The sequence below is a fragment of the Rhizobium esperanzae genome (assembly GCF_002204185.1).
In the GTDB taxonomy this organism is placed as follows: domain Bacteria; phylum Pseudomonadota; class Alphaproteobacteria; order Rhizobiales; family Rhizobiaceae; genus Rhizobium; species Rhizobium esperanzae.
In genome coordinates, this window is record NZ_MXPU01000007.1 from 207,568 (window position 1) to 231,898 (window position 24,331).

The following is a 24,331-nucleotide window of genomic DNA, read 5'->3' on the forward strand; positions in this document are numbered from 1 at the left end:
ATGATTCTCCTATTATGTGCATAATACACATATGGAGAACACAATGACACAGAATTCGACGACCGACGTGCTGATATCGGGGGCCGGTGCCGCCGGGCTGACACTGGCGATCGAGCTGGCCCGGCGTGGCGTATCTTTCCGTCTGATCGAGAAGTTGGAGGACCCGTTCCGCGGTTCGCGCGGCAAGGGCATTCAGCCGCGCACGCAGGAGGTTTTCGAGGATCTCGGCATCCTCGACCGGATCGTCGCGTGCGGCGGCGCATATCCTCCGCAGCGGGAATATCGTGATGACGGAAGCTTCGTTGAATCCGACGCCATGCTGCGCCAGCAGCCGAAGCCTGCCGAACCCTATCACCTTCCGCTGATGGTGCCGCAGTTCCTGACCGAGGGGGTGATGCGCGAGCGCCTCGTCGAACTCGGGCACCGGCCGGAACTCGGATGCGAGCTCACCGGATTTGAGCAGGACGAGACGGGCGTGACGGCGCGGCTCAAGGGCCGATCCGGCGAAGAGATCATCCGTGCGCGATGGCTGGTGGGCGCCGATGGCGGCCGAAGCTTCGTACGCCACGCGCTGGATATCGGCTTTCCCGGCAAGACGCTCGGCGTGCGCGCCATCGTCGCCGATGTCGAGTTGACGGGACTGGACCGCGATGCCTGGCATCGCTTCGGTGAAGGCGACATGCAGCGCCAGCTGGCACTTTGCCCGCTGGCGGGAACCGATCTGTTCCAGATCCAAGGGCCGATCCCTCTCGAGGGTGAGATGGACCTGTCGGCGGCGGGATTGACGGCGCTGGTGAGCGAGCGCACCGGCCGCAACGATATTCAGGTACACGCGGTTTCCTGGGCTTCGGCCTTCAACATGAATGCCCGGCTTGCCGACCGCTACCGGCTCGGCCGCGTCTTTCTCGTCGGCGATGCCGCCCATACGCATCCGCCGACCGGCGGCCAGGGCCTCAATACCAGCGTCCAGGATGCGTATAATCTTGGATGGAAACTGGCGGCGGTCGCCGCCGGGGCCTGCGATGCGCTGCTCGACAGTTATGAGGAAGAGCGTCGCCCGATCGCTGCGGCGATGCTCGGTCTGGCGACCAGACTGCTCGACGCTCTGACGCGCGGCGATATCAGGCGCGGCCGCGAGGTCCATCAGCTCGATATCGGCTATCCCGAATCCTCGCTTGCGCTGGAAAAGCCGGAACGCCGCGGCAGCGTGCTTGCCGGCGACCGCGCGCCGGACGCGCCGCTCACCCGCGCAGCCGGCCAACCGACGCGTCTGTTCGACCTCATCAAGGGTCCGCACTGGACGCTGCTCGGTTATGAGGCGGAGCAAGCAGCCGTGCCGCCACGCCCAGGACTGCAGATCCACAGGATCGGCCGGCGCGGCGATCTCGTTGACGAAGGCGGGCATTTCCGCGACGCCTATGCGCTGGCGCCCGGCGAGTGGGTGCTCGTGCGCCCGGACGGCTATATCGGCGCCATCGTCTCATCCGGTGAAGCTTCAGCGCTGGAGACCTATCTCGCGACCGTCGGCCTTGGCCCGGTTACGGACCAACAGTGATGACGCCCGGGTCGCGGCGATCGCAACAGCCGTCGCCACAGGCACATTTCAGAGTGCGTCGCGTTCGTATCGCGGCGTCCAGCCGCGGGCCATTCCGCGGCTCATTACGCTTTCCGCCAGCGCCAGTTGCCGGCGCAGATGTCTGCAGTCGTCGAGCAGCGAGCGGATCGCCGCCTTGGCGTCGTCGTCATGCCAGGCGAGCACGGCTTCCACTTCCCAGGCGGGATCAGGCCAAGCCGGATTGGAGCAAGCCGGATCTGGCCGCGGCTCATCGGGTTTGGATGTCTTTGCCGGCTGCATCAGTTCAACGCCAGCGGCAATTGGACCGGGCGCGGCAGAGGCGGCAGCGGTCGGCTGAGTTCCACCTTTTTCTGCCAGGCGGCGCGGCGCTGCTGATCCCGCTCGCGGGCCGCCCGAGAGGCTTCGACAAGGGCTAGGGCGTTGGCGATCACCTGTTCCGTATGTGTCATGACCATCTCCAATGTTCCTGTTTTGTTCTAATTTAGACCTTCGCCCAAAGAAGTCAAGCGCGACGACGAGCTTGTCGTGGAAACAGGAGGAGAAACGGGGAGCTAGGATGCGGCCGCTGGTCAGTCGGCAGCTTCTATGACAGCGATGCCCGCCTCCTGCGCAGCCCTGATGAAGACGGCGCGCACATGATCCGGCGGGAGATCGCCGGTAATCGCATCCAGGCAGGCTTTGACCGCTTCGAAATATTCTTCGCCGTCATCCACCGGCCAGTCACGAAGCAGCGTGCGCGCGGCATCCCATACAGAGTTAATAACGGCATAATGCCCGAGCCCCATGGAGGCCAGGCCGACCGGTCGAAAATTTGCCGTCTGTCTCACTTTGCTACAGCTTTTCCTAATTTCAGCGAAGCTAACCGATATATGCAATTAGCATGCCGTTGGCAGCGGCCTTCGATCCTTGGCACCATGACCGTGACAGACATGTCTCTCACAGCGGGATCCGGCAGGCGACGCTTGAAACGGGAAACGTCTGAAGCTTCTCGAGGGGTTCCGGAAATCTGGCTATCAGCATTAAACGACCGATTATGGTAAATATCAGACGGAACCCACCACGCCTACTCATTAAAACCGCCAGTATCCATGCATATTCTATCGAATCTGCAGCAACGGGTTGTCTTTCCGGAAGCAACGCCTTGCAACAATCGGCCATTGATTGTCCCTAAGGTGGACGGGAATGCTTCCAGATCGTACAATGCCACCTCCTGCACGCGGCGGATCTGGGAGGACGCGCGATGCCCATCTTCATGGACCGGCACTTTCTCGAAGGAACGTCAGCCGCCGAGGTTGCGCAGGCGCATCGCATGGATATCGACATTCAGGATCGATACGGCGTGAAGTTTCTGACGTATTGGTTCGACGAGCGGCGCGGGACGGCCTTCTGCCTGGTGGATGCGCCCGATGTCGAAACCGTCCACTGCGTGCATCGCGAGGCGCACGGTTTTGTCGCCAATGAGGTCGTCGAGGTGGCACTGTCGGCCGTCGAGGCTTTTCTCGGTCGCATTAATGACCCCGATCCGGCCCCCGGCCAATCGACGCCGCAGATGGATGCCGGCCACCGGGCGATCCTCTTTACCGATATTGTCGGCTCGACCGAGATGACGGCGCGCCTCGGCGACCGCATGGGGACGGAGCTGGTCAGGGCTCACGACGCGATCGTGCGCCGGTGCCTCGGCAAAAATTCCGGCCGCGAAGTGAAGCACACCGGCGACGGCATCATGGCCGCCTTCGCGGCGACGACCGCGGCCGTCGAATGCGCCATGGCAATCCAGCAGGAATTCCAGCATTACAACGGCAGCAAGGCCGAGCCGATCCATGTTCGCATCGGGCTCGATTGCGGCGAGCCGGTCGAGGACAGCAATGACCTCTTCGGCTCCACCGTGCAGCTCGCAGCCCGCCTCTGCGCGGCCGCAGCCAGTGACCAGATCCTCGTGTCGGAGAATGTATTCCGGGAATATGGCGCCGGCGACCTCTTCGCCCACGCGACGCGCCGGCGCATCAAGGGATTTTCGAAACCAATGCTGGTCTTCCGCTGCGATTGGGCAGGTGCCGGCCTTAGCTAAAGCGCGTCGCGATCGGTGCGACGCGCATAGATCCGGTGAAATCCGCTGAGACTGTTGCCGCTTCCCGCGGCTTGCCGCGGTTGGCTATGACTGGAGATTCGCGACCGGACGCGCCGCTTATGACATGGCGGCACGCGGCTCAGATCGTCACGAACAGACTTGGCTCTTCAAGCATTGCCGACGTTTCGATCGCCCATCCCCTCGAATTTGGGGCCGCTGTCGAGCATGCCCGACATCTTCAGAAAACGGCGGAAATTCTCGCGTGCGGCGCTGAGAGGAAATGCCCCCTTGGCGGTATCCCTGCACGCCTTCAGCAGTGTGTCATATGCCAGACCTCGCTTGTCCTGCGGCCACTCATCCAGAAGTTCGAAGATTTCGTCGAGACATGTGATCTCGGCGACGAAATGATGACGATGAAGAAAAACCGGCTCGAACCGAGCTTCCGACATAGTAACCTCCCATTTATATTACTTTTTTATGGATTTATATTACTGAAAATCGGCGATTTGTTCAAGACAAAATCGGGAATCACTCGCTTTACGACACTGCGGATTTACTTCCATAACCGCAGAATAGTCCGGCCAGATTATCCGCGAATTTTCCCATGGAGCGAAGAGCGGTCCCGATCATCGAAGCCATTTCCCATCAGATGAGCGTGATTGATCTCACTGGTTCTCGCATCTGTTTGTGCCGGCATGATAGATTGCCGAGACCAACCTCAGGAGAAGCGCAGATGACCCGATTCCTCACCTTGTTCGCGACCAGCGCGGTCATCGGCTTGTCCACGCTCACGGCTTCCTGCACCTCGCCAGCAACGCAGGACCGGGAGGATTATCAATATCAGTTGGATACTTCGAGGAACCCGGCCTGTGCGGGCGGATTCAGACCCGGCAATGCTCGTTCGTGCAGCTATTGAAAGATCCGTTCCGTCAATGGGCGGTTTGGCGCATCAGGAGCCGGGAAACAACCATTGCCGAGCGCTCGATCGCCACGAGAACATTGGAAACACCGTGAGTTCCATGCCGTACAGAGACTTCCTCGAGTTCCACTCATTGCCGCTGGACACCGTCACTGCAATTATCGACAGAGCCGGCCAGCTTGCGAAGCATTGGGCGGACCGCACCATGCCACAGTCGCTGCTGGGCAAGCGAGTTGGTGTTATCGTCGACGACACAGGATGGCGCAACACCGCGGCCTTCGATCTCGGCGTCAAGGCCATGGGCGGCGTCTGCGTGCAACCGCCGATCAGCCTCAACACCCGCGAGGCCACAGCGGACCTTGGAGGCTATCTCGATTACTGGTTCGATCTTCTCGTCGTCAGGACGAAGGAACTTGCTACCTTGCAAGAGCTCGCGGCGGTTATGGATGCGCCCGTCATCAATGCCCGGACAAAGCTAAATCATCCGTGTGAAACGCTCGGCGATCTCGCCTATATCAAGAGCGTCAGGGGATCACTGGACGGCCTCAAGGCGGTCGGGATCGCGCCGGATGCCAACATTCTTCGTTCCTGGGTCGAGGCATCGAAATCCATGCCCATCCGCGTCGTCCAAGTCTATCCGGAGCGCTGGCACGTGGCCGATGCCAATCTCCTGAACCCGAATTTCGAAATCAGCCGGGATATCAGGCATGCCCTTGACGCGGATGTCATCATCACGGACTCGTGGCCGAAAGACGCGAGGGAAAATGAGCTGGTCGAGTATCAGGTGACGGCAACACTCCTCGACAAAGGGCGGCGCGACCTGATCTTTTTGCCCTGCCCGCCAGTCGCAAGGGGACAGGAAGTAACGGCCGATGCGATGTCGCACCCAGCCTGCCAAAGCCGTCCCGCAAAAGCATTCCTGCTGCATGCCCAGAACGCACTCATGGAGTGGGCGACCTCTTGACGATCGGGCGTTGCGCCTCGACATGATCCGGCCCGCGACCCTCGGCGCGCACGAGCTTTCCAAGTCCGTAAATTGTGTCGTTTCCGCATCACTTTCCCTTGGGTTGCAAATTCCCTCTTGGCAATGCGCAATTGCTTCGCTACAAAACGCTACCGCTCAGATCGAACCAAAGGGAGGCGTTGAATGACATCAGCAATCATCGAAGTCTTCCCGTGTGGTATGTCCCGACGCTAGGTCATATCCATTCGCGCCCCGCCTTAAGCGCGCGCGACATGCGGTTTTCTCTTTCTTCAGCCCGATTGATCTGACGGCATTATTTCGTCTTCCGCGCGGGCTGCGCCTTTCAACTCTCGATTTTGAGGACCGGTTTCAGATACGAGCCGGACTGGTTAAAATGACTCGCAAGAAGCTCGATTTCCGCGCCGATGCCTATCGTCACGTGCTCGGCTTTGTTTTTCATCATTGGACCCACCGGCCTGCATTGGTCGGCATCATCATCGTGCTGGTAATTTCAAGCACGCTGGCCGAAGTCATGGTGCCGGTATTTTCCGGCCGGATCGTCGATGCCATTGCCGGCGGCAATGCGGCTGACGGCGCGCTCAGCGCCTTTGTTGTCGTCGTCGTTCTCGGCTTTATCAGCGTGGCACTGCGCTGGTTCATCTTCAACGGCATCATCCGGCTGACGCTGCGCATCATGGCGGATGTGGTCAACAACGGCTTCCACAAGGTGCAGCGGTTCTCGACCGACTGGCATGCCAACAGCTTCGCCGGTTCGACGGTGCGCAAGATCACCCGCGGCATGTGGGCGCTCGACTCGCTCAATGATCTGCTGCTTGTCGCGCTGCTGCCGTCCATCGTCATGCTGGTCGGCGCCAGTATCGTGCTCGGCAGCTACTGGCCGGTCATGGGCCTGATCGTGGCTCTCGGATCGCTGGTCTATATCGGCGTCACCGTGGCGCTTTCCATGGGCTTCGTATCGCCGGCGGCAAGGCTTGCCAATGCCTGGGACACCAGGCTCGGCGGTGCGCTGGCGGATGCGATCAGCTGCAATTCGGTGGTCAAGGCCTTCGGCGCTGAAGCCCGCGAAGAAGCCCGCTTGCGCCATGTGCTGGGCAAATGGGACAGCCGCACGCGCAGAACATGGAAGCGCGGCACCTTGAGCGGCACGATCCAGGGCTTCATGATGGTATCCATGCAGGCCGGCATTCTGGGAACGGGCCTGATCATGTGGCGGCAGGGGCTGGCGAGCCCGGGCGACATCACCTTCGTGCTCGCCATGTTCTTCGTTCTGCAAGGCTATCTGCGCAATGTCGGCCAGGACATCCGCAATCTGCAGCGTGCCGTCAACGACATGGAGGAGCTGGTGCTGCTCGACAGGATGCCGCTCGGCATCGAGGACAGGCCGGACGCCAAGCCGATTTCGATCGGCGCGGGCGAAATCGTCTTCGATCGCGTCACCTTCCAATATGGCGCTCATCCCGACCCGCTTTACGAGGACTTTTCGGTCACCATCAGCCCGGGCGAGCGTGTGGGGCTGGTTGGACATTCAGGCTCGGGCAAGACCACTTTCGTCAAGCTCATCCAGCGCCTCTATGATGTGAACTCGGGCGCCATCCGCATCGACGGGCAGGATATCGCCGAGGTCAGGCAATCGAGCCTGCGCGGCCAACTCGCCATCGTGCAGCAGGAGCCGATCCTGTTTCACCGGACGCTGGCGGAAAATATCGCCTATTCCAGGCCGAACGCCTCGCGGCGCGAGATCGAGCAGGCGGCGAAACAGGCCAATGCGCACGGCTTCATCATGGACCTTCCGAAGGGCTACGAGACGATGGTCGGCGAACGCGGCGTCAAGCTGTCGGGCGGCGAGCGGCAGCGTGTCGCCATCGCCCGCGCTTTCCTGGCCGATGCCCCGATCCTGATCCTCGACGAGGCGACGTCGAGCCTCGACAGCGAAAGCGAAGTGCAGATCCAGCAGGCGATGGAACGGCTGATGGACGGCCGCACCACGCTGGTCATCGCCCATCGGCTGTCCACTGTGCGGGCGCTCGATCGGCTGCTGGTGTTCGACAAGGGCAAGATCGTCGAAGAAGGCGACCACCAGGCGCTGATCCGGCTCAATGGTGGCATCTATCGCCGGCTGTTCGAGCGCCAGGCGCTGGAATTGACCAAGGGGCTGGTGGCTTGAATCGAAACGCCGGGGCTGATGCTCTGGCGCAGTTCGTTGACAAAGTCTCCTCCGTCATGCTCGGCCTTGTGCCGAGCATTCAACCACTGTAATTGCCTGACGGAAAGATATTTATTTGCAGATACTTAATCGGGCCGGCGCAGATCCTCGGGCACAAGGCCGGGGATGACGTTGCGGGTTTTGCAGTGGTCTTTCAGCAGCCAGCGCCAGCTGATGTCCTGGCATTTCTTCTTCTGCATATCGTCTGACGTTGCCGCATCATCCGGTCTTCGACGATATTGCGAAAACCGTTATCCCGAGAATCGATAGGTCCATAAGAATTGCAACGATCAATTCCTGAAGTCAGCTCAACTTCTGTTGAGCGCCAGGTTGACGGCAGGCTGCTATTAGCTAGATCGGAAAAACAACGTCGAGGCTCACGACAGGGCGAAGATCCTGACCTCCCTGCCAATGCCCTGAAGCTCCGCCATCCGCGAGGCCGATGTGACGCCGCTGTCGCGCAGGATCTCCGAGACATTGGCATCTTCGACGATCGCCTCCGTCGTCATGATTACATTCGGATCGGCAAGGCCCTGGACGCGGGAGGCGATATTGACCGTCTGGCCGAAATAGTCCTGCCTGTCGTTCAAGTTGACGGCAAGGCACGGTCCCTCATGGATGCCGATCTTCAGCAGGAGGTCTTCGCTGCCGTGTTCGGTGTTCAGCCGGCGCATTGCCTCGCGCATCCTGAGTGCCGCCGCCACCGCCCGGTCCGGGCTCGGAAAGGTCGCCATCACGGCATCGCCGATCGTCTTGACGACCGCGCCGGCCTCGGTGGCGACGATCTCGTGAAGAACGCGGAAATGCGCCCGCACCAGATCGAAGGCGGCAAGATCGCCGACACGCTCATAAAGCGCGGTCGAGCCCCTGAGATCGGTGAAGAGGAACGTCAGGCTGGTGATCTTCAGGCGCTGGTCGACATCGAGCGTATCGGTCCGGTAGATGTCGCGGAAACTCTGGTTCGTCAGCAGGCGCTTGGCCGTCAGAAATGGCCGCCTGCGGCCGAGGAGATCGTGCAACTCATCGCCGGCGATGCAGACATTCGGCACCACCCGGCGATCCGTGTGGTTCTCGAGCGTGAGCCGCAGCAAGCCGGGTCTCAGCGTCACGGTTTCGTTCAAGGCATGCCCGCGGCTGATCACCATCGAAAGATTCTGGCGCTCGTCGGTGGGTTCCCCCTGCACGTCGATGAACTGCGCCGAATGGGTCATCGCATCGAAGATGATGACGAATTGCGCCGGCAGCTGCAGCGACACGAAAGCCTTCTCACCCGGCGCCAGCTCGATCATTTCCAGCAGGATGCGGTCGAACCTGGCTTCCAGATCCTCCGGCAGGTCGACGCCGGAGCTGAAGAAAATCTGGCGGTAATATTCGAGCGGCGGCAGCCGGTCGGGCTCGTGGGCGGCAATCCTGCGCACGCGCGGACTGACCGTGAAGGTGACCTCGACCATCTCGTCGAGAGTCGGTTCGTATCCGGCCGCGCAGAGGGCGCAATGATAGGTATCCTGGTTGACCCCTTTGAGGGTTGCGCCGCTGTCGAGGACGCCGCCGCATCCTGGGCAAAGCACGTTCCAGGTCATCTCGAAGGCGCCGATGCGGGCTGCATGCAGAAAGGCGGCGATGGTTTTCTCTTCATCGAGATGGTGCTTGGCGGCGAAGGCGAGCGCATTGACGCGATTGAGATCACGATCGGCGCCGTGCTTGACGACATTTTCGATGCACTCGACCGTCTGCGGGTCAGCCGCCTGTCGCAGGCTGGCAAAAAGCACGTCCACTTCGCTCATCGGACAAGTCTCTGTACTGACAACACGGCCGATAAGGCCAGTCCCGTGATCATAACACGGGACGTTGCCAATAGAAATCAAAGGGGCCCGGGATGCCGCTCGTTTCCCGGCCGTCAAGCTTCGTCGCCACCCGGGAACAGGGCATCGGATTCGCCGTTACGCCGCTGCATCAGCACCGCGAAAATCGGTGGAAACAGCGCACAAAAAGTGAACGTCACCCCCTCGACTTCCGCTACAATCCGTCGTTTCGGCCCAATGGGGCAGATCGCAAAGGAGAAACGATGGATCGTCTCGTCGGCGCGGATGAAGGGGCGAGCTCGGCAGATCGGGCTGACGAGGCCGGGCGTGCGGAGGGTCTTGCGCGGGACGTTACCGCGGTCAAAATCGGCGACTGCCTCCTCGGTTACAAGGCCGTGCAGCGCCGCATGCGAGGCGGCCGCTGGAATCACTTCCGCGGCCGGATGCGCGAGATCGAGAAATTGATCCGGCATCGTCACGGCGAAATCGTTCCCGAGGCGGATGACGCATTGATCTATCTCGAGGTGATCGCCAGCCTCGCCTTCGTCGAGTTCAGGGAAGGGTTTGTCGAGGTGGTTCTCGGCTGGGCGGCGCGATGGCTGCCCTGGGCTCGGAAAGCCGCGATCGAGGAAATCATCTATGAGCGGACGAAACTGCGCTTTTCTCCCCTCACCGCCGATGCGCTCGGTCACGCCCTGCATCTGAGCTATGCGGAACGCAGCGCGCTCGACATTCGCACCATCGGCGCCTTCGACGTGCCGAAGGCGAAAAGGGCGAAACTGCAGAAGGCAAAGCGGCGCCAGCGCGACCGAAGCCGAAAGGAAGAGCAGCGGCGGGCCGCCGGCGCCGTTACCAGGGACGACTATATCGACAATTCCCTCAGCGCAGCCCGCCCCTGGGAGGCCTTCGGCATCAGCCGCCGCACCTGGGAGCGCCGCGGCAAACCGATGCCGGAGCCAATGCCAGACGGCGCGCCGATTTCGCTGGCCGCTTAGCGCTGCGGCTTTTCCTCTATTAGCGAGGCGGCCCCGAACCAGGTGCTCATCGCTGCGTCGAGGCCATTCCGAGATCCCTCGCCCACCCATGCCACATATCCGTCTGGCCGGATCAGCACCGCGGTCGGCGCCGCAACCGCCCCCAGCGCCGGCAGTTCCCATGGCCCGTCATAGCGCGCATCGACCAGACCCACGCGGTCTGACCATAGGCCGGTGTCGAGGCTGCCGCGCGGCCCGAGGTTCAACAACACCGGTCTTGCATCTTTCAGCAGCGTAAAGACACGCAAGGGGCCGTCCGCCGTGACCAGGTCGAGATCAGGCATGCGGCGGCCGAGCAGCGGGTGCCCCTCGCCGAAATCATAACGGATGCCGAGCCCGGACATTTCGGCGGCAATCTTCTTGCGCGCCTCCTCAAGGCCAAGCAGTTCCAACACGATGTTGCGCAAGGCTTCGGTGCGATCATCGGTCCGTTGCAACGCGACCTGCGCCATCGTCGTGCGCAGGACGCGGGCGGCGACCGGATGACGCTCGGCGTGATAGGTGTCCAGCAAGGCCTCGGGCGATATGCCCTTCACCACCTGGGCGAGCTTCCAGCCGAGATTGACGGCATCCTGCACACCGGTATTGAGGCCCTGCCCGCCCACCGGGGAATGCACATGCGCGGCGTCACCCGCCAGCAGCACCCTGCCCTTGCGGTAGACCTCCGCCTGGCGCGACATGTCGGTGAACCTGGAGATCCACTTCAGGCCGTGGATGCCATAATCGGTTCCGCAGGCGGCGATGAGCGCTTGCCTGAGATCATCAAGCGTCGGCTCGCCTGCGCCGCCGGCCGTCTGTTCCGTGACCATGACGTTGATCGGACCTTCGCTGGCGAAGATCACCTTGCCGTCGCGGATCTCATATTCCTCGCGGCCGAAGGCATGCATGCCGAGCGCGGTGCGGTGGACACCGAGCGGCGGCTCCTCCTCCATCTCGGCCTCGGCGAGAATATTGCTGGTGGTCGCATCCCATCCCGGAAAGGCGATGCCGGCCACCTTGCGAACCAGACTTCGGCCGCCATCGCAACCGACGAGATAGCCCGCGCGCAGCGACGATCCGTCGGAGAGTTCGAGGGTGACGCCGGTCTCATCTTGCACGAAACCGGTCAGTTCGCGGCCGCGATAGCTCGTCACCGGCAGCTCACCGACCCAGCCGGCCAGGATGCGCTCGATGTGCTTCTGCCGCAGGGCCAGCCCGTAATTGTGCCGCGTCGGGAAATCGCTGATATCAAGCCGCGTGACCGCAAATCCCGTGACCTGGGCGATCTGCCCTTCCCCCAGGAACCGATCGACGATGCCGCGCTGGTCGAAAACTTCGAGCGTGCGCGAGCTCAGACCGCCGGCACGTGAACCGACGATCTCCTGATTCTCGCGACGTTCGAGGATGGCGACATCGACGCCCGCCAGGGCCAGTTCACCCGCCAGCATCAGCCCCGTCGGCCCTCCTCCCGATATCACGACCGCATGGTCTCTCATTGGCGAGCTCCTTTGTTCACCCTGTCCGAGCGCAAAATCCGGCATAGCGGGCCGTTCCGGGCCGGCTGCCTCTCCCCTGTTTCGCAATGCCTGCGCGGGTCCGATTTCCCCTGTCGCAGGTTGTTCCCCCCATAAATATAAGCTCTCTACTGGTGGGAAGGACTTGCGACAGAATTTCTGCCTTGCTTTCCAAAGCCCTTGTTGGTTGCCGCTTGCGGGGTGCCCCGCAGTGGAGCGCGGGCGTTTCAGCACGACCGGACCGGGTGGGCGCCGGATCTGGCAGAACGCTTTCGGTTTCACCATTCGTTCTCAAAGGGCGACCGATTCAATTGCTGTTGTGTCGCCTCTCATTGCGGAACTGTCGCCTTTTGCGGGATGGACTCAGCCGCTGGTTGCTCGGACGGATCGGCGGGATGGCCGTAGAGCGTGTAAACGGCGCCCGCCAGAATGCCGAGGACGAGAAGAGCGATCACGTAGGACAACATTCCGCGAATGGCCATTTTCGGTGTTCTGTCCATCAGGGGGACCTCCAAGGTAACTCTGGGGTCAAGTCGTTGCGGGCGCTTTTGGTTCCGTGGAGGAAGGTCTCGAACCGCCGCCGGCGTCTGAACGAACCACATTTGGATGCCGTGTCCGGGTGTGACGCTCGCGCGTTGGGGCAGAACTCTATCGAACCGAGATTCTGCGAGGTTTGAACCAGTCGCTTATTGAGCATCTAGGTCGCCATGCCACCAGCAGCCAAGCGCACATTTGTTTCTGGCTGGTCGGCTTCTCGGAGCGACGAAAGGTCACCGTCCCACCCCGCCATAGTGCCGCCATAGAATTCGGACCAATCACGATTGTATAACAAGCGGATGCGAAGAATGAGATTGCTGGTTCTCCTTGCTGCGGCCCTATTTCTGACAGTGGTGCATGCCCAGGCCCAAGTTTACACGCCGTATGATGGATACGATGAATACGACGGCTATGGCTATGATGACCCTTACAGCCCCTATCCCCCTCCTCCTGACTACGAGCCAGAGCCTGGCTACCCGGAACCCTTTCCAGAACGTCGGGATCCATCGACGCGCGTTGGAAGAGGAACCATCGTCATTGCCACGCGTGAGCACACGCTTATCTACACGACGGCAGAGGGTGAGCAGTTTGCCTACCCCATCGCTGTCGGCCGCGAAGGCAAACAATGGTACGGGACAACGCGGGTCGTGTCGAAACGACTGCATCCCGAATGGCGGCCAACGGCCAGCATGCGCCAGAAGAACCCGAGGCTCCCGGCAGTGGTGAAACCCGGGCCTGCAAATCCGCTTGGGACCCGGGCGATCTACCTTGCCGACGGACTGCTCCGCATCCACGGCACCAACGACCCCTCCTCCATCGGCACCAATGCATCAAGCGGATGCTTCCGCATGTACCGCGAGGATGTCGAGGAGCTTTACGACATGGTCCAGCCGGGGACCCGCGTGATCGTCCAACGGTAATCGGATCGATTATCCTATAGGCGCACCGCCGAGGCGAAATTTACTCCGTTTGGTGTATGTGTACGGCTCGGTGCTCGCCTGCCGGATAGCTCTTGCGGGGACGAGCGTATTTTCGCAAACACGATTATTCGCAACCGTCACCGCCGGCGAGGAGTTATGCGATTTTGAGGGCGGCGTTGGTTTCGGCGGCACGGGCATTGAGGAAGGATGACAACTCCGGGGAAACGGTGAGTCGATTTTCCCCAGCCGATCCGCCGGAGCAATCGTTCCGCGCATCCGATACACTATTTGTGGTTGTCTTTTGCTTGTGGTGAGAGCGTCGGGGTTCGAACCCGAGACCTACTGATTAAAAGTCAGTTGCTCTACCGGCTGAGCTACGCTCTCCCTCTCCGCGGGTGTGAGGCACCCCGGCTGGAAGTGGGCGGAACATAGGCAGGTGACCCATTGCGGTCAACCGAAAAATTCGGCTTTTGCAAAGGTAAGGCACATTTCTCTGGCGCGCAAAGGCAGATTTCTCGCCTACGCAAAAAGGTGATTGGCAATCCAGGGCCTGCGACGCTAGGAACAGGGCGCAGATTGCAGCCGGAGAGAATGCGTGTCGATTGCCGATATTTCCCTGTGGAGTGCGTTGTTGGCAGGGGCGCTTTCCTTTCTTTCGCCCTGCGTGCTTCCCCTCGTCCCGCCCTATCTCTGCTATATGGCCGGCATTTCGGTCGAGCAGTTTCGCGGCGGCGGCGCGGTGGCGGTCTCGCCCGATATCCGGCGCGGCGTGCTGTTTTCGGCGCTGCTCTTCACACTCGGTTTTGCCACCGTCTTCGTGGCGCTCGGCGCCGGGGCTTCGAGCATCGGCATGGCGCTTCGCCAGCATCTCGACCTGCTCTCCAAGATCGGCGGGCTGATCATTATCGTCATGGGGCTGAATTTCCTCGGTCTCTTCCGAATCGGCCTGCTTGCCCGCGAAGCGCGCTTCCAGGGCGGCGGCAAGCCGGCGACGCTGACCGGCGCCTATGTCATGGGCCTTGCCTTCGCCTTCGGCTGGACGCCCTGCATCGGCCCGGTGCTCGGCGCGATTCTCGGTGTCGCCGCGTCGCGCGAGACGGTCGGCTCCGGCGCCGGGTTGCTCGCCATCTATTCGCTGGGCCTTGCCATTCCCTTCTGGATCGCCGCCGGCTTTTCCGGCGCCTTCATGCGCTTTCTGTCGCGCTTCCGCCGCCATCTCGGCACGGTGGAAAAGGTGATGGGCGTCTTCCTCATCCTCACCGGCCTCGCCTTCCTGTTCGGCTGGGTCAGCGATGTGGCGATCTGGTTCCAGCAGACCTTTCCGATCCTGATGCAAATCGGCTAGAAGAGATTCTTCCCCGCCGACTATCCCGCGAAAACCGGACTTTCCCTTGGCCGATATCGTCAGCCTGCTCCTGCCGTTCTTCGGCCTGATCCTGATCGGTTACGTCGCCGCAAAGGCGACGAAGCAGCCGGCCGAGGCGCTCGGCTGGCTGAACACTTTCATCATCTATGCCGCCCTGCCCGCTTTGTTCTTCAAGCTCGTCTCGCGCACGCCGATCGAAGAGCTGACGCGGGTCGATTTCATTGTCACCGATATCGCCGCGACCTATGCGGTCTTCGTCCTGCTCTTTGTCATCGGCTGTTTCGTGCGCCGCAATCCGCTTGATGAATGCACCATCCAGTCCTTTGCCGGCGCCTACGGCAATATAGGGTATATGGGGCCGGGGCTGGCGCTGCTTGCGCTCGGCGAAGGCGCTGCCGTGCCGGTGGCGCTGATCATCTGCTTTGAGAATGCGCTGCATTTCATCGTTGCGCCGGCGTTGATGGCGGCAGCCGGCGACGACAAGCGTTCGGCAGGCCGGCTCGCCGCCGATATTGCCCGCAAGGTGGCGCTGCATCCGTTCATCCTGTCGACGACGGCAGGCTTTGCCGTCGCCGCCTTTCACATCGACCAGCCCCTGGCCCTTCAGCGGCTTGTCGACTACCTCGCTCAGGCAGCTGCTCCCTGCGCCCTCTTCGCCATGGGCGTCACGCTGGCTCTGAGGCCGCTGAAGCGGATTCCGGCGGAGATTTCCTATATCGTGCCGGCGAAGCTGATCCTGCATCCGATCGCGGTGTTCCTCGCGCTGACGACCGTCGGCGGTTTCGAGCCGGTCTGGATCCAGTCGGCCGTGCTGCTCGCCTCACTGCCGACGGCGACCAATGTCTTCGTCATCGGCCAGCAATATGGCGTGTGGCAGGAGCGCGCCTCGGCGACGATCCTGATCACGACAGTGCTTTCGGTGGCCACCGTTTCGCTCTGGCTGATTACGATCCGCTCAGGCCTTCTTTCGCTTCAGCTTTTCCCGTAGGGCATCGGGAATATCGCGAAAACCACGGCCGGGCTCGATGCCTTCGCGCATGACGAGGTTGCGCAGCGGCGGAATGGCCGAGAGGATGTGCAGGCCGGCGGCGCGCAGCACCTGCACGGGGAGGAAATCGGAAAGCAGCGAACGGTTGAGCAGATCGACGCTCGCCGTGCGCGTCATGATGTCGGCGCGGCGGCGGCGGTCGAAGCTTTCGCCGGCATCGGCCGGCACCGGCAGTTCCGCCCGGTCGCAGAGAATGTCGGTGAGCGCCAGGATATCGCGCAGACTGAGGTTCAGCCCCTGCGCCCCGATCGGCGGGAACACATGGGCGGCCTCGCCGATCAGAGCGATGCGGCCTTTGCCGAAACGATGGGCCATCATGCCCGACAGCGGCCAGACCTGGACGCCTTCCTCGATGCTCACCTTGCCGAGCATCGACTGCATCTGCGTCTCGACGAGAGAGCCCAGCTCGGCCAGCGGCAGCTCCAGGCGGGCGGCCGCTTCGGCGGGATCCTGCACCCAGACAAGGCTGGAGCGGCTTCCTGGCAGCGGCACCTGGGTGAAAGGGCCGTGTTTGGTATGGAATTCGCTCGAAATGTTCTGGTGCGGCAGCGAATGGGCGAAATTCAGCACCATGGCCGATTGCGGGTAGGACCAGTTGCGCACGCCGATACCTGCCGCCTCGCGCAGCTTCGAGCCGCGGCCGTCGGCGCCAACGGCGAAATCTGCCGTCAGCGTCTCGCCGCCGGCAAGCGTGATCGACACTCTCTCGGTCGATATCTCAATCGATTCGGCCATATCGGTGAAGCGGGTGATATTGCCCTCGCCGGCCGTGGCCGCTTCGAGAATCTCGGTCAGCGCCCTGTTGGGGAAATTGTAGCCGAAGGCATCGAGGCCGACCTCGGCCGCGCGGAACGTGGTGGTCGGCGCGCGCAGCAGCCGGTCGGTGCCGTCGATGATGCGCATGCTGGTGAGAGGCGCCGCCGCCGAGCGCAGCTTTTCCCAGAGCGTCAGGCGGTCGAGGAAGCGGATCGACTGATCCATCAGCGCCGTCGTGCGCCGGTCCTCCTTTGCAGCAACGGGAGCCACCAGCGCCACGCTGCGGCCGCCGCGGCCAAGCGCAATGGCGGCGATCATGCCGGCAAGCCCGCCACCGATCACCGCGATTTCGAATGTCTTCATGCTATATTCCGCCATCGTAAAGAGGCGGACCCGTCGCTTATGCGGCCGGCTTCGCCTGACGGCGCCAACTATAGCCCTTGCCGGCTTCGGCGTCACGCACCGCCGGCTGATAATGATGGGGAATGGCGGGCAGACGGTTTTCGGCAAGCCGCTTCAGCGCCGTGGCGTTGGTCACGGCAAAGCTGTCGATGCCGACACGCAGCATCAGCGGCACCTGGTCGATCAGCACGTCGCCGACGGCGCGCAGCTCGCTGGTGTAGCCGAGGCGCTGGCGCAGCAGCGAGGCATGGCTGAAGGCGCGGCCGTCGTTGAAGGCGGGAAAGGCGACCGCCACGATTGCGAGGCGATCGAGATAAGGCTCCAGCCGGCGCACGTCGTCGGCCGGCTTGATCAGCACGCCGAGGCCGGCATCGTTGCTTCCATCGGCCTTTGCGATCAGTTCATCGAGGCTGAGCAGCGGCTTCTGCTCGCCTGTTGCCTTCACCTCGTCGGTTTCGATCAGCCAGGGATCATTGTCGACAAAACCGGTTTCTCTCCAGATCTTCGTCATCGTCCCCTCCTTAAGCCGCTTCGGCGGCCGAGCCGTAGAGCGCATCCTTGAAAGGCTGCGGCCCGACGCGGCGATAGGCGGCGAGGAAGGTTTCGGATTGATCAAGACGCAGGCCAAGATAGGTGTCGACGATCGTCTCGATCGCATCCGTCACCCGGTCCGGCTCGAAGCCGCGGCCGATGATCTCGCCGATCGAGGTATGTTCGTCGCCGGAACCGCCGAGCGTGATCTGGTAGAGTTCGGCGCCCTTCTTCTCGACACCGAGCAGGCCGATATGGCCGACATGGTGATGGCCGCAGGCATTGATGCAGCCGGAGATCTTGATCTTCAGCTCGCCGATCTCGGCCTGGCGTTCGGGACTGCCGAAGCGGCGGGAGATTTCCTGCGCGACCGGGATGGAGCGCGCATTGGCGAGCGCACAGTAGTCCAGCCCCGGACAGGCGATGATATCGGTGATCAGGCCGGCATTGGCTTCGGCCAGATTGATGGCGACGAGGCCGCGATAGACCGCTTCGAGATCGGCCAGCGCCACATGCGGCAGGATCAGGTTCTGCTCATGGCTGACGCGGATTTCGTCGAAGGCATATTCCTCGGCGAGATCGGCGACGGCATCCATCTGCGCATCGGTGGCGTCGCCCGGAATGCCGCCGATCGGCTTCAGCGAGATCGTCACCATGCCGTAATCGGGGTTCTTGTGCGGCTGCACATTCTGCTGCACCCAGCGGGCGAAAGCCGGATCGGCCTTCTTCCAGCGGGCGAGGTTTTCCCAGCCCTCGGCGCGCTCGGGCAGATCAGGCAGCGCGAAATAAGCGGCGATCGCCTCGACATCCTGTTCGGGCAGCTTCAGCTCGCTATCCTTCAGGGCGGCGAATTCGGCGTCAACCTGACGCGCCAGTTCCTCGGCGCCGGTCTCGTGCACGAGGATCTTGATGCGGGCCTTGTACTTGTTGTCGCGCCGGCCGTGCAGATTGTACACCCGCACGATCGCCGTGGTGTAGGAGAGCAGATCTTCCTCGGGCAGGAAGTCGCGGATCAGCTTGGCGATCATCGGCGTGCGGCCCTGGCCACCGCCGACATAGACGGCAAAACCGATCTCGCCCTTGTCGTTCTTCTTCAGGTGCAGGCCGATATCATGGACCTGGATGGCGGCGCGGTCGCGCTCGGCGCCTGTCACGGCGATCTTGAACTTGCGCGGCAGGAAAGAGAATTCCGGGTGGACGGACGACCACTGGCGCAGGATTTCCGCATAGGGCCTGGGATCAGCGATCTCGTCGGCGGCAGCACCGGCGAAGTGGTCGGCGGTGACGTTTCTGATGCAGTTGCCCGAGGTCTGCAGCGCGTGCATCTCGACGCTTGCAAGATCGGCCAGCGCATCGGGAATGTCCGACAGTTTCGGCCAGTTGAACTGGAGGTTCTGGCGCGTGGTGAAGTGGCCATAGCCGCGGTCATAGGTACGGGCGATATGGGCGAGCATGCGCAGCTGACGTGCGCTCAGCGTGCCGTAGGGAATGGCGATGCGCAGCATGTAGGCATGAAGCTGCAGGTAGACGCCGTTCATCAGGCGCAGCGGCTTGAACGCATCCTCGGCTAGCTCGCCGGAAAGGCGGCGCTGAACCTGGTCGCGGAACTGCTCGACGCGCTCGCTGACAAAGGCATGATCAAATTCGTCGTAACGGTACATCGTCTTCCTCAGACTGCAATGAATTCGGGATCGGCAGGAGCGTAGCCCGGCGCATATTCCATGGTCGGCCCTTGCGCGCGGATGCGCTCGCGAAGGCGAAGCGGCCAGAGAATGCCGTTGGTTTCCTGAACGTCGACGACGGCGACGTCAACGACTTCATTGTCGGCATACGACTTTTTGCCAATGGCTTCCAATGCTTCGACGGCTTCGTTGTGACGGGCGACAACCGCCTCCTGCAGCGAGGTCGACCATTTGCCGTTGGCATCCAGCCAGACGGCAATGCCGTCCGTCAGCCGGTTGGCGGTCAGGACCTTGTCACCCATATTCAGCTCCTTGCAAATTCCTCGAGCCTGGCGTTCTCGCGCATCAGCGGCTCGGACAGTTCGAAATTGGCGCCGGCGACCGCATCGCCGATAATGACCATCACAGGGCCGGTCAGCTCGTCGCGGTGCTGCAGATCGGGCAGATCGGCGAGCGTGCCATGCAGCAGCCGCCGCTCGGCGCGGCTGGCGTTCTCGATGACGGCGACGGTGGTCTCGGCGGGAATGCCGGCCTGCATCAGCCGCTCGGCGACCGACGCGGCAACGGTGCGGCCCATGTAAACGGCGATCGTCGCGCCCGAGACGGCAAGGCTTGCCCAGTCGGGCAGCACGTCGCCGGTGAGATCATGGCCTGTCGTGAAGACGAGCGAGGAGGCGACGCCTCGCAGCGTCAGCGGCAGCTCGAAATCGGCAGCGGCAGCGAAGGCCGAGGTGATGCCGGGCACGACCTCATAGGTAACGCCGGCGGCGCGCAAGGCGGCCATCTCTTCCCCTGCCCGACCATAGACCAGCGGATCGCCTGACTTGAGGCGGACGACGCGCTTGCCCTGGCGGCCGAGATCGACGAGCAGCTCGTTGATCTCTTCCTGCGACTTGGAATGACAGCCCTTGCGCTTGCCGACTGAAAGGCGTTCGGCATCGCGGCGGCCCATATCGACGATCGCCTGCGGCACGAGCGCATCGTAGACGATGACATCGGCTTCCATCATCACGCGCTGGGCGCGCAGCGTCAGCAGATCCTCAGCCCCCGGACCGGCGCCGACAAGCCAGACATGGCCGGCGACCTTGTCCATCGAAGAGAGCAGCCGGTCGGCAGCGTGGCGGGCCTGCGGCAGGTTGCCATTGGCGACCGCATCGGCAACGGGGCCGGAAAAGAATCGGCGCCAGAAGACCCTGCGTGAAACGCCGCGGGGAACCAGCTGCTCGACGGATTTGCGATAGCTCGTCGCCAGTGCGGCCAGGCGCCCGAGCGAAGGCGAAAGAAGCTGGTCGATCTGGGCGCGGATCATCTGCGCCAGTACCGGCCCCGCCCCCTCGGTGCCGATCGCAACAGCGACCGGGGCGCGATTGACCAGCGCCGGCGTGAAGAAATCGCAGTAGTCGGGCTGATCGACGGCATTGGCCGGAATCTTCGCGGCGCGAGCGGCATCGACGATCCGGCGATCTTCGGCCTCATTACCGGTGGCGGCAAAGACAAGGGCCGCACCCTCGACCTGGCCGGCGGCAAAGCCGGCGCGCACCGTCTCGATGCGGTTGGCGATCAGGAAGGCATGATAATCGGCTTCCGGCCGCTCGGCATAGGCGACGATCCGTGCCCTTGTGTTCAAGAGCAGCCGCACCTTGGCGAAAGCCTCATCGCCATTGCCGAAGACAGCCGTCTTCTGGCCTTCCACGCGAAAGAAAGCTGGAAATACCGAAAGCTGCTCAGTCTTGGAAGACATTACCAATCCACTTCGAAGTTGCCAGAATATGCCCGTGATCGACAAGCGATTGAAGGAACAGAAATTCGAAAGCCCCCGCAAGCGCGTATTCTTTTGCTCGCCTCACCGGCGATTTGAGAAAAGTCAACCGTGCCGACGACAACCACCTGTTCCCACTCTCTTTGTTGCGGTGCAGTGTAAAGCCTGTGACAAACGACGTCCACCGGCGTTTGCCGCATTTCGCTCGTGCCGCCAAGGCGATAGACTGGGGCAAACCGGAGATCATCAATGCCCGACAAGACCATTGCCGCCCGCCTGCTTTCGGTCATCGAAGAGGATATCCTGCCGCTGACCGAACGCGGCGTCTCCTTGGGCAACAAGGTGTTCGGCGCGGCAATCCTGCGCAAATCCGATCTGTCGCTCGTCGTCGCCGAGACCAATAACGAGCTCGACAATCCGCTCTGGCACGGCGAGGTGCATACGCTGAAGCGCTTCTACGAGCTCGGCGACAGGCCGGCGACCAAGGAGCTGATCTTCCTGTCGACCCACGAACCCTGCACCATGTGCATGTCGGCGATCACCTGGGCGGGATTCGACAATTTCTACTATTTCTTCAGCCACGAAGATTCGCGCGATGCCTTCGCAATTCCGCACGACCTGAAGATCCTGAAGGAGGTCTTCGGGCTTGAACCCGGCGGCTATCGCAGGCAGAACGCCTTCTGGAACAGCTTTGCCATCGCCGATCTGGTCGAGACCGAGGAGGCTTCCCGGAAGACGGCGCTGAAGGCGCAGACCGCCCGCATCAAGGTGCGCTACGATGCGCTGTCTTCCACCTACCAGTCGTCGAAGAGCGCCAACGACATTCCCCTGAACTGAGGCACCATGGAACCTTCCAAAGACATTTCGCGGCTGATCGAGATCATGGCGGCGCTGCGCCATCCCGAAACCGGCTGCCCCTGGGATATCGCGCAGAATTTCCAGACGATCAAGCCCTACACGATCGAAGAAGCCTATGAGGTCTCCGACGCGATCGAACGCGGCGATATGGACGATCTCTGTGATGAACTCGGTGACCTGCTTCTACAGGTCGTCTTTCACGCCCGCATGGCCGAGGAGGCCGGCGAATTCTCCTTCGGCGACGTGGTCAACGCCATCACCACCAAGATGATCCGCCGCCATCCGCATGTCTTTGCCCGCTCGGCAGCCGATACGCCTGATGCGGTGAAGATCCAGTGGGACGAGATCAAACAGGCGGAAAAACGCGAGCGCGCCGAGCGCCGGGCCAAGCGCGGCATCACCGAGGATTTCAAGGGCGGCTTTCTTGGCTCGGTGCAGCGCAGTTTTCCGGCTTTGACCGAGGCGCTGAAGCTGCAGGAACGCGCCGCCAAGGTCGGCTTCGACTGGTCGGCGCCCGAGCCGATTCTCGACAAGATCGAGGAGGAGATCGGCGAATTGCGGGCGGCGCTGAGAGACGGAGACCGGGCCAAGGTCAGCGACGAACTCGGCGACCTGATCTTCGCCGTCGTCAATATCGGCCGGCACGTGAAGGCCGATCCGGAACAGGCGCTGCGCGGAACGAATACGAAATTCCGGCGTCGGTTCAATCACATAGAGAATATTCTTGAAGCGGAAGGTGAGACGCTGGAGGCAGCCAGCCTAGAACGAATGGAGGAGATCTGGCAGGCAGCGAAGGCGATTGAAAGAGCGCTCGTGGCTGAGGTTGAGTGAACACAACGTTGCCACATCTCCCTTCGCCCCAGCGGGGAGAAGATGCCTGCAGGCAGATGAGGGGGTGAGCGACGGCAGGAGCGAATGCACGAAGCGCAAGCGAAGGGCATCATGAAGGGCGTACCGTGTGCCCCCTCATCCGACCGTTCGGGCCACCTTCTCCCCGCTGGGAGAAGGGAATTCCACTCACCGCTCCCAATCTTCCTTCGAAGGCTTCGGGCCGTTGCCGATGCGGCGCTCGAGTTCGGCGGCCTCGGTTTCCGACAGGCGCAGATCGAGCGTTATCGAGCCGTCCTCATTATCCTCGCGGCCGTCGACGATCGCATGGTCGTAGAGCCAGGGCAGCAGCGCCAGCTTGTCGACGGGAAGGCGGATGGTGGTTTCGGTCATCACGCCGGAAAGCCTGCGGCTGATCTCATCCATCAGCGTGTCGACGCCCTCGCCACTGACGGCCGAGACGGCGACAACATTGTTGGCGCCCGCCGCCCTCTGCACCATAGTGTCGTGAACCTCGGGCTCCAGCCGGTCGATCTTGTTCCAGACCTCGATCAGCCGCTTCTCCGCTTCGGCCTCATCGATACCGAGATCGCCGAGAATGCGCATCACATCGGAGCTCTGCGCCTGGTTGTCGGGATCGGACATGTCGCGGACATGCAGGATGAGATCGGCTTCCAGCACCTCTTCCAGGGTGGCGCGGAAGGCGGCGACGAGATGTGTTGGCAGGTCCGAGATGAAACCTACCGTGTCAGACAGGATGACGGTGCGGCCGTGCGGCAGCTTCATGCGGCGCAGCGTCGGATCGAGCGTCGCAAAGAGCATGTCTTCGGCCAGCACGCCGGCGCCGGTGATGCGGTTGAACAGCGTCGATTTGCCGGCATTGGTATAGCCGACGAGCGCGACGATCGGATGCGGCACCTTGCGGCGCTTGGCGCGATGGAGCTGGCGGGTGCGTACGACCTGCTCCAGCTCGCGTTCGAGCTTGATGATACGATCCTGCAGCAGTCGCCGGTCGGCTTCGATCTGGGTTTCGCCGGGGCCGCCCATGAAACCGCCGCCGCCGCGCTGGCGTTCGAGGTGGGTCCAGCTGCGGACCAGCCGGCCCTTCTGATAGTTCAGATGGGCGAGATCGACCTGCAGCGTGCCCTCCTTGGTAGAGGCGCGGCGGCCGAAGATCTCGAGGATCAGGCCCGTCCGGTCGATGACCTTGGCGTTCCACTCCTTTTCGAGGTTGCGCTGCTGCACCGGGGTCAGCGGATGATCGACGATGACGAGACCGGAATCGCGCTCGTCGAGAAGCGCCTTGATCTCCTCGATCTTACCGGTGCCGAGCAGCGTCGCCGGCCTGGGATCATTGACCGGGACGATCGATCCATTGACGACGTCGAGGTCGATCGCCTGGGCAAGGCCCGTCGCCTCTTCGAGCCGGCTTTCCGGCGTGCGGGTCGAGGCCGATTCGGTCTGGCCTCCGCGGTTGCGCGATTTCAGAACCGGCACGACGACGGTCGCGCGCATATCGTCCCTGTGCTTGGCGGCCTCAGGGATGATCGAATCGTTCTTGGTA

23 protein-coding genes and 1 tRNA gene are annotated in these 24,331 nt (G+C 62.3%); 10 read left to right on the forward strand and 14 right to left on the reverse strand.

Annotated elements, in window-relative coordinates:
- Positions 1 to 43 precede the first annotated feature (43 nt).
- A complete protein-coding gene (locus tag B5E41_RS12925) occupies positions 44 to 1,555 on the forward strand; it encodes an FAD-dependent oxidoreductase (RefSeq protein ID WP_088394114.1) in 1,512 nt (503 codons plus the stop codon).
- Positions 1,556 to 1,603: 48 nt separating this feature from the next.
- Here the strand turns inward: B5E41_RS12925 and B5E41_RS12930 are convergent, their stop codons facing one another.
- The 3 genes from B5E41_RS12930 to B5E41_RS12940 form a co-directional block, all read right to left on the reverse strand.
- Positions 1,604 to 1,855, reverse strand: a complete 252-nt coding sequence (locus B5E41_RS12930) for a hypothetical protein (protein ID WP_088394116.1) — start codon at positions 1,853 to 1,855, stop codon at positions 1,604 to 1,606.
- Positions 1,855 to 2,025, reverse strand: a complete 171-nt coding sequence (locus B5E41_RS12935) for a hypothetical protein (protein ID WP_164517744.1) — start codon at positions 2,023 to 2,025, stop codon at positions 1,855 to 1,857. The genes B5E41_RS12930 and B5E41_RS12935 overlap by 1 nt, the downstream gene beginning before the upstream one ends.
- 120 nt (positions 2,026 to 2,145) lie before the next feature.
- Positions 2,146 to 2,403 (reverse strand): DUF982 domain-containing protein, encoded by a 258-nt coding sequence (locus B5E41_RS12940; RefSeq protein ID WP_011425300.1) that lies wholly within the window; start codon positions 2,401 to 2,403, stop codon positions 2,146 to 2,148.
- 413 nt (positions 2,404 to 2,816) lie between these two features.
- Here B5E41_RS12940 and B5E41_RS12945 point away from each other — a divergent pair, with 413 nt between their 5' ends.
- A complete protein-coding gene (locus B5E41_RS12945; RefSeq protein WP_088394118.1) occupies positions 2,817 to 3,644 on the forward strand; it encodes a nickel-binding protein in 828 nt (275 codons plus the stop codon).
- A gap of 167 nt (positions 3,645 to 3,811) precedes the next feature.
- Here the strand turns inward: B5E41_RS12945 and B5E41_RS12950 are convergent, their stop codons facing one another.
- On the reverse strand, positions 3,812 to 4,093 hold the full coding sequence (locus B5E41_RS12950; protein WP_088394120.1) for a DUF982 domain-containing protein: 282 nt from the start codon (positions 4,091 to 4,093) through the stop codon (positions 3,812 to 3,814).
- A gap of 570 nt (positions 4,094 to 4,663) precedes the next feature.
- Between B5E41_RS12950 and B5E41_RS12960 the strand changes: the two genes are divergently transcribed.
- Both B5E41_RS12960 and B5E41_RS12965 read left to right on the forward strand, forming a co-directional pair.
- Positions 4,664 to 5,527 (forward strand): Rossmann-fold NAD(P)-binding domain-containing protein, encoded by an 864-nt coding sequence (locus B5E41_RS12960; RefSeq protein ID WP_088394347.1) that lies wholly within the window; start codon positions 4,664 to 4,666, stop codon positions 5,525 to 5,527.
- A 394-nt stretch (positions 5,528 to 5,921) separates the two neighbouring features.
- The gene (locus tag B5E41_RS12965) at positions 5,922 to 7,712 is read left to right on the forward strand and encodes an ABC transporter ATP-binding protein (protein ID WP_088394124.1); all 1,791 of its coding nucleotides are present in this window, start codon (positions 5,922 to 5,924) and stop codon (positions 7,710 to 7,712) included.
- 416 nt (positions 7,713 to 8,128) lie between these two features.
- Here the strand turns inward: B5E41_RS12965 and B5E41_RS12970 are convergent, their stop codons facing one another.
- Positions 8,129 to 9,535, reverse strand: a complete 1,407-nt coding sequence (locus B5E41_RS12970; protein ID WP_088394126.1) for an adenylate/guanylate cyclase domain-containing protein — start codon at positions 9,533 to 9,535, stop codon at positions 8,129 to 8,131.
- Positions 9,536 to 9,816: 281 nt separating this feature from the next.
- Between B5E41_RS12970 and B5E41_RS12975 the strand changes: the two genes are divergently transcribed.
- Positions 9,817 to 10,548 carry a hypothetical protein gene (locus tag B5E41_RS12975; protein ID WP_088394128.1) on the forward strand — a complete coding sequence of 244 codons (732 nt, stop codon included), beginning with the start codon at positions 9,817 to 9,819 and terminating at the stop codon, positions 10,546 to 10,548.
- Here B5E41_RS12975 and B5E41_RS12980 read toward each other — a convergent pair.
- Both B5E41_RS12980 and B5E41_RS31660 read right to left on the reverse strand, forming a co-directional pair.
- Positions 10,545 to 12,062: an FAD-dependent monooxygenase gene (locus B5E41_RS12980; protein ID WP_088394130.1), complete on the reverse strand. Its 1,518-nt coding sequence runs from the start codon at positions 12,060 to 12,062 to the stop codon at positions 10,545 to 10,547. The two genes, B5E41_RS12975 and B5E41_RS12980, sit on opposite strands and share 4 nt — an antisense overlap.
- A 347-nt stretch (positions 12,063 to 12,409) precedes the next feature.
- Positions 12,410 to 12,580 carry a hypothetical protein gene (locus B5E41_RS31660; protein WP_176439381.1) on the reverse strand — a complete coding sequence of 57 codons (171 nt, stop codon included), beginning with the start codon at positions 12,578 to 12,580 and terminating at the stop codon, positions 12,410 to 12,412.
- Between the two features lie 345 nt (positions 12,581 to 12,925).
- Here B5E41_RS31660 and B5E41_RS12985 point away from each other — a divergent pair, with 345 nt between their 5' ends.
- Positions 12,926 to 13,537 (forward strand): L,D-transpeptidase, encoded by a 612-nt coding sequence (locus tag B5E41_RS12985; protein ID WP_088394132.1) that lies wholly within the window; start codon positions 12,926 to 12,928, stop codon positions 13,535 to 13,537.
- Positions 13,538 to 13,845: 308 nt separating this feature from the next.
- Here B5E41_RS12985 and B5E41_RS12990 read toward each other — a convergent pair.
- A tRNA-Lys gene (locus tag B5E41_RS12990) sits at positions 13,846 to 13,921 on the reverse strand.
- A 211-nt stretch (positions 13,922 to 14,132) separates the two neighbouring features.
- Between B5E41_RS12990 and B5E41_RS12995 the strand changes: the two genes are divergently transcribed.
- A complete protein-coding gene (locus tag B5E41_RS12995; RefSeq protein ID WP_088394134.1) occupies positions 14,133 to 14,882 on the forward strand; it encodes a cytochrome c biogenesis CcdA family protein in 750 nt (249 codons plus the stop codon).
- A gap of 46 nt (positions 14,883 to 14,928) precedes the next feature.
- Positions 14,929 to 15,891 (forward strand): AEC family transporter, encoded by a 963-nt coding sequence (locus B5E41_RS13000; protein ID WP_088394136.1) that lies wholly within the window; start codon positions 14,929 to 14,931, stop codon positions 15,889 to 15,891.
- Here B5E41_RS13000 and B5E41_RS13005 read toward each other — a convergent pair.
- From B5E41_RS13005 to cysG, 5 genes are read right to left on the reverse strand one after another with little or no spacing between them, the layout of a single operon-like run.
- On the reverse strand, positions 15,859 to 17,070 hold the full coding sequence (locus tag B5E41_RS13005; RefSeq protein ID WP_088394138.1) for a UbiH/UbiF family hydroxylase: 1,212 nt from the start codon (positions 17,068 to 17,070) through the stop codon (positions 15,859 to 15,861). The two genes, B5E41_RS13000 and B5E41_RS13005, sit on opposite strands and share 33 nt — an antisense overlap.
- A 37-nt stretch (positions 17,071 to 17,107) precedes the next feature.
- Positions 17,108 to 17,620 (reverse strand): DUF934 domain-containing protein, encoded by a 513-nt coding sequence (locus B5E41_RS13010; RefSeq protein ID WP_011425236.1) that lies wholly within the window; start codon positions 17,618 to 17,620, stop codon positions 17,108 to 17,110.
- 10 nt (positions 17,621 to 17,630) lie between these two features.
- The gene (locus tag B5E41_RS13015; protein WP_088394140.1) at positions 17,631 to 19,301 is read right to left on the reverse strand and encodes a nitrite/sulfite reductase; all 1,671 of its coding nucleotides are present in this window, start codon (positions 19,299 to 19,301) and stop codon (positions 17,631 to 17,633) included.
- A gap of 8 nt (positions 19,302 to 19,309) precedes the next feature.
- Positions 19,310 to 19,624, reverse strand: a complete 315-nt coding sequence (locus tag B5E41_RS13020; protein ID WP_088394142.1) for a DUF2849 domain-containing protein — start codon at positions 19,622 to 19,624, stop codon at positions 19,310 to 19,312.
- A gap of 2 nt (positions 19,625 to 19,626) precedes the next feature.
- A complete protein-coding gene (gene cysG / locus B5E41_RS13025; protein WP_088394144.1) occupies positions 19,627 to 21,063 on the reverse strand; it encodes a siroheme synthase CysG in 1,437 nt (478 codons plus the stop codon).
- Positions 21,064 to 21,330: 267 nt separating this feature from the next.
- On the opposite strand from cysG, the gene B5E41_RS13030 reads away from it, so the two are divergent.
- Positions 21,331 to 21,918 carry a deaminase gene (locus tag B5E41_RS13030; RefSeq protein ID WP_088394146.1) on the forward strand — a complete coding sequence of 196 codons (588 nt, stop codon included), beginning with the start codon at positions 21,331 to 21,333 and terminating at the stop codon, positions 21,916 to 21,918.
- Positions 21,919 to 21,924: 6 nt separating this feature from the next.
- Complete coding sequence (mazG, locus tag B5E41_RS13035; RefSeq protein WP_088394148.1) at positions 21,925 to 22,770, forward strand: nucleoside triphosphate pyrophosphohydrolase; 846 nt, start codon at positions 21,925 to 21,927, stop codon at positions 22,768 to 22,770.
- A 186-nt stretch (positions 22,771 to 22,956) separates the two neighbouring features.
- On the opposite strand, the gene hflX is transcribed toward mazG, so the two are convergent.
- Positions 22,957 to 24,282, reverse strand: coding sequence for a GTPase HflX (gene hflX / locus B5E41_RS13040; RefSeq protein ID WP_088394150.1), 1,326 nt, complete (start codon positions 24,280 to 24,282; stop codon positions 22,957 to 22,959).
- Between the last annotated feature and the right edge of the window lie 49 nt (positions 24,283 to 24,331).

What these genes read in the sequence shown, in the direction of transcription:
- B5E41_RS13010 (WP_011425236.1), bottom strand. Translation starts at nt 17,620, where the DNA reads ATGACGAAGATCTGGAGAGAAACCGGTTTTGTCGACAATGATCCCTGG.
- mazG (WP_088394148.1), top strand. Translation starts at nt 21,925, where the DNA reads ATGGAACCTTCCAAAGACATTTCGCGGCTGATCGAGATCATGGCGGCG.
- B5E41_RS12925 (WP_088394114.1), top strand. Translation starts at nt 44, where the DNA reads ATGACACAGAATTCGACGACCGACGTGCTGATATCGGGGGCCGGTGCC.
- B5E41_RS12985 (WP_088394132.1), top strand. Translation starts at nt 12,926, where the DNA reads ATGAGATTGCTGGTTCTCCTTGCTGCGGCCCTATTTCTGACAGTGGTG.
- B5E41_RS13015 (WP_088394140.1), bottom strand. Translation starts at nt 19,301, where the DNA reads ATGTACCGTTACGACGAATTTGATCATGCCTTTGTCAGCGAGCGCGTC.
- B5E41_RS12980 (WP_088394130.1), bottom strand. Translation starts at nt 12,062, where the DNA reads ATGAGAGACCATGCGGTCGTGATATCGGGAGGAGGGCCGACGGGGCTG.
- B5E41_RS13005 (WP_088394138.1), bottom strand. Translation starts at nt 17,070, where the DNA reads ATGAAGACATTCGAAATCGCGGTGATCGGTGGCGGGCTTGCCGGCATG.
- B5E41_RS12945 (WP_088394118.1), top strand. Translation starts at nt 2,817, where the DNA reads ATGCCCATCTTCATGGACCGGCACTTTCTCGAAGGAACGTCAGCCGCC.
- cysG (WP_088394144.1), bottom strand. Translation starts at nt 21,063, where the DNA reads ATGTCTTCCAAGACTGAGCAGCTTTCGGTATTTCCAGCTTTCTTTCGC.
- B5E41_RS12950 (WP_088394120.1), bottom strand. Translation starts at nt 4,093, where the DNA reads ATGTCGGAAGCTCGGTTCGAGCCGGTTTTTCTTCATCGTCATCATTTC.
- B5E41_RS13020 (WP_088394142.1), bottom strand. Translation starts at nt 19,624, where the DNA reads ATGGGTGACAAGGTCCTGACCGCCAACCGGCTGACGGACGGCATTGCC.
- B5E41_RS12935 (WP_164517744.1), bottom strand. Translation starts at nt 2,025, where the DNA reads ATGACACATACGGAACAGGTGATCGCCAACGCCCTAGCCCTTGTCGAA.
- hflX (WP_088394150.1), bottom strand. Translation starts at nt 24,282, where the DNA reads ATGCGCGCGACCGTCGTCGTGCCGGTTCTGAAATCGCGCAACCGCGGA.
- B5E41_RS12965 (WP_088394124.1), top strand. Translation starts at nt 5,922, where the DNA reads ATGACTCGCAAGAAGCTCGATTTCCGCGCCGATGCCTATCGTCACGTG.
- B5E41_RS31660 (WP_176439381.1), bottom strand. Translation starts at nt 12,580, where the DNA reads ATGGACAGAACACCGAAAATGGCCATTCGCGGAATGTTGTCCTACGTG.
- B5E41_RS12970 (WP_088394126.1), bottom strand. Translation starts at nt 9,535, where the DNA reads ATGAGCGAAGTGGACGTGCTTTTTGCCAGCCTGCGACAGGCGGCTGAC.
- B5E41_RS12930 (WP_088394116.1), bottom strand. Translation starts at nt 1,855, where the DNA reads ATGCAGCCGGCAAAGACATCCAAACCCGATGAGCCGCGGCCAGATCCG.
- B5E41_RS12960 (WP_088394347.1), top strand. Translation starts at nt 4,664, where the DNA reads ATGCCGTACAGAGACTTCCTCGAGTTCCACTCATTGCCGCTGGACACC.
- B5E41_RS12975 (WP_088394128.1), top strand. Translation starts at nt 9,817, where the DNA reads ATGGATCGTCTCGTCGGCGCGGATGAAGGGGCGAGCTCGGCAGATCGG.
- B5E41_RS13030 (WP_088394146.1), top strand. Translation starts at nt 21,331, where the DNA reads ATGCCCGACAAGACCATTGCCGCCCGCCTGCTTTCGGTCATCGAAGAG.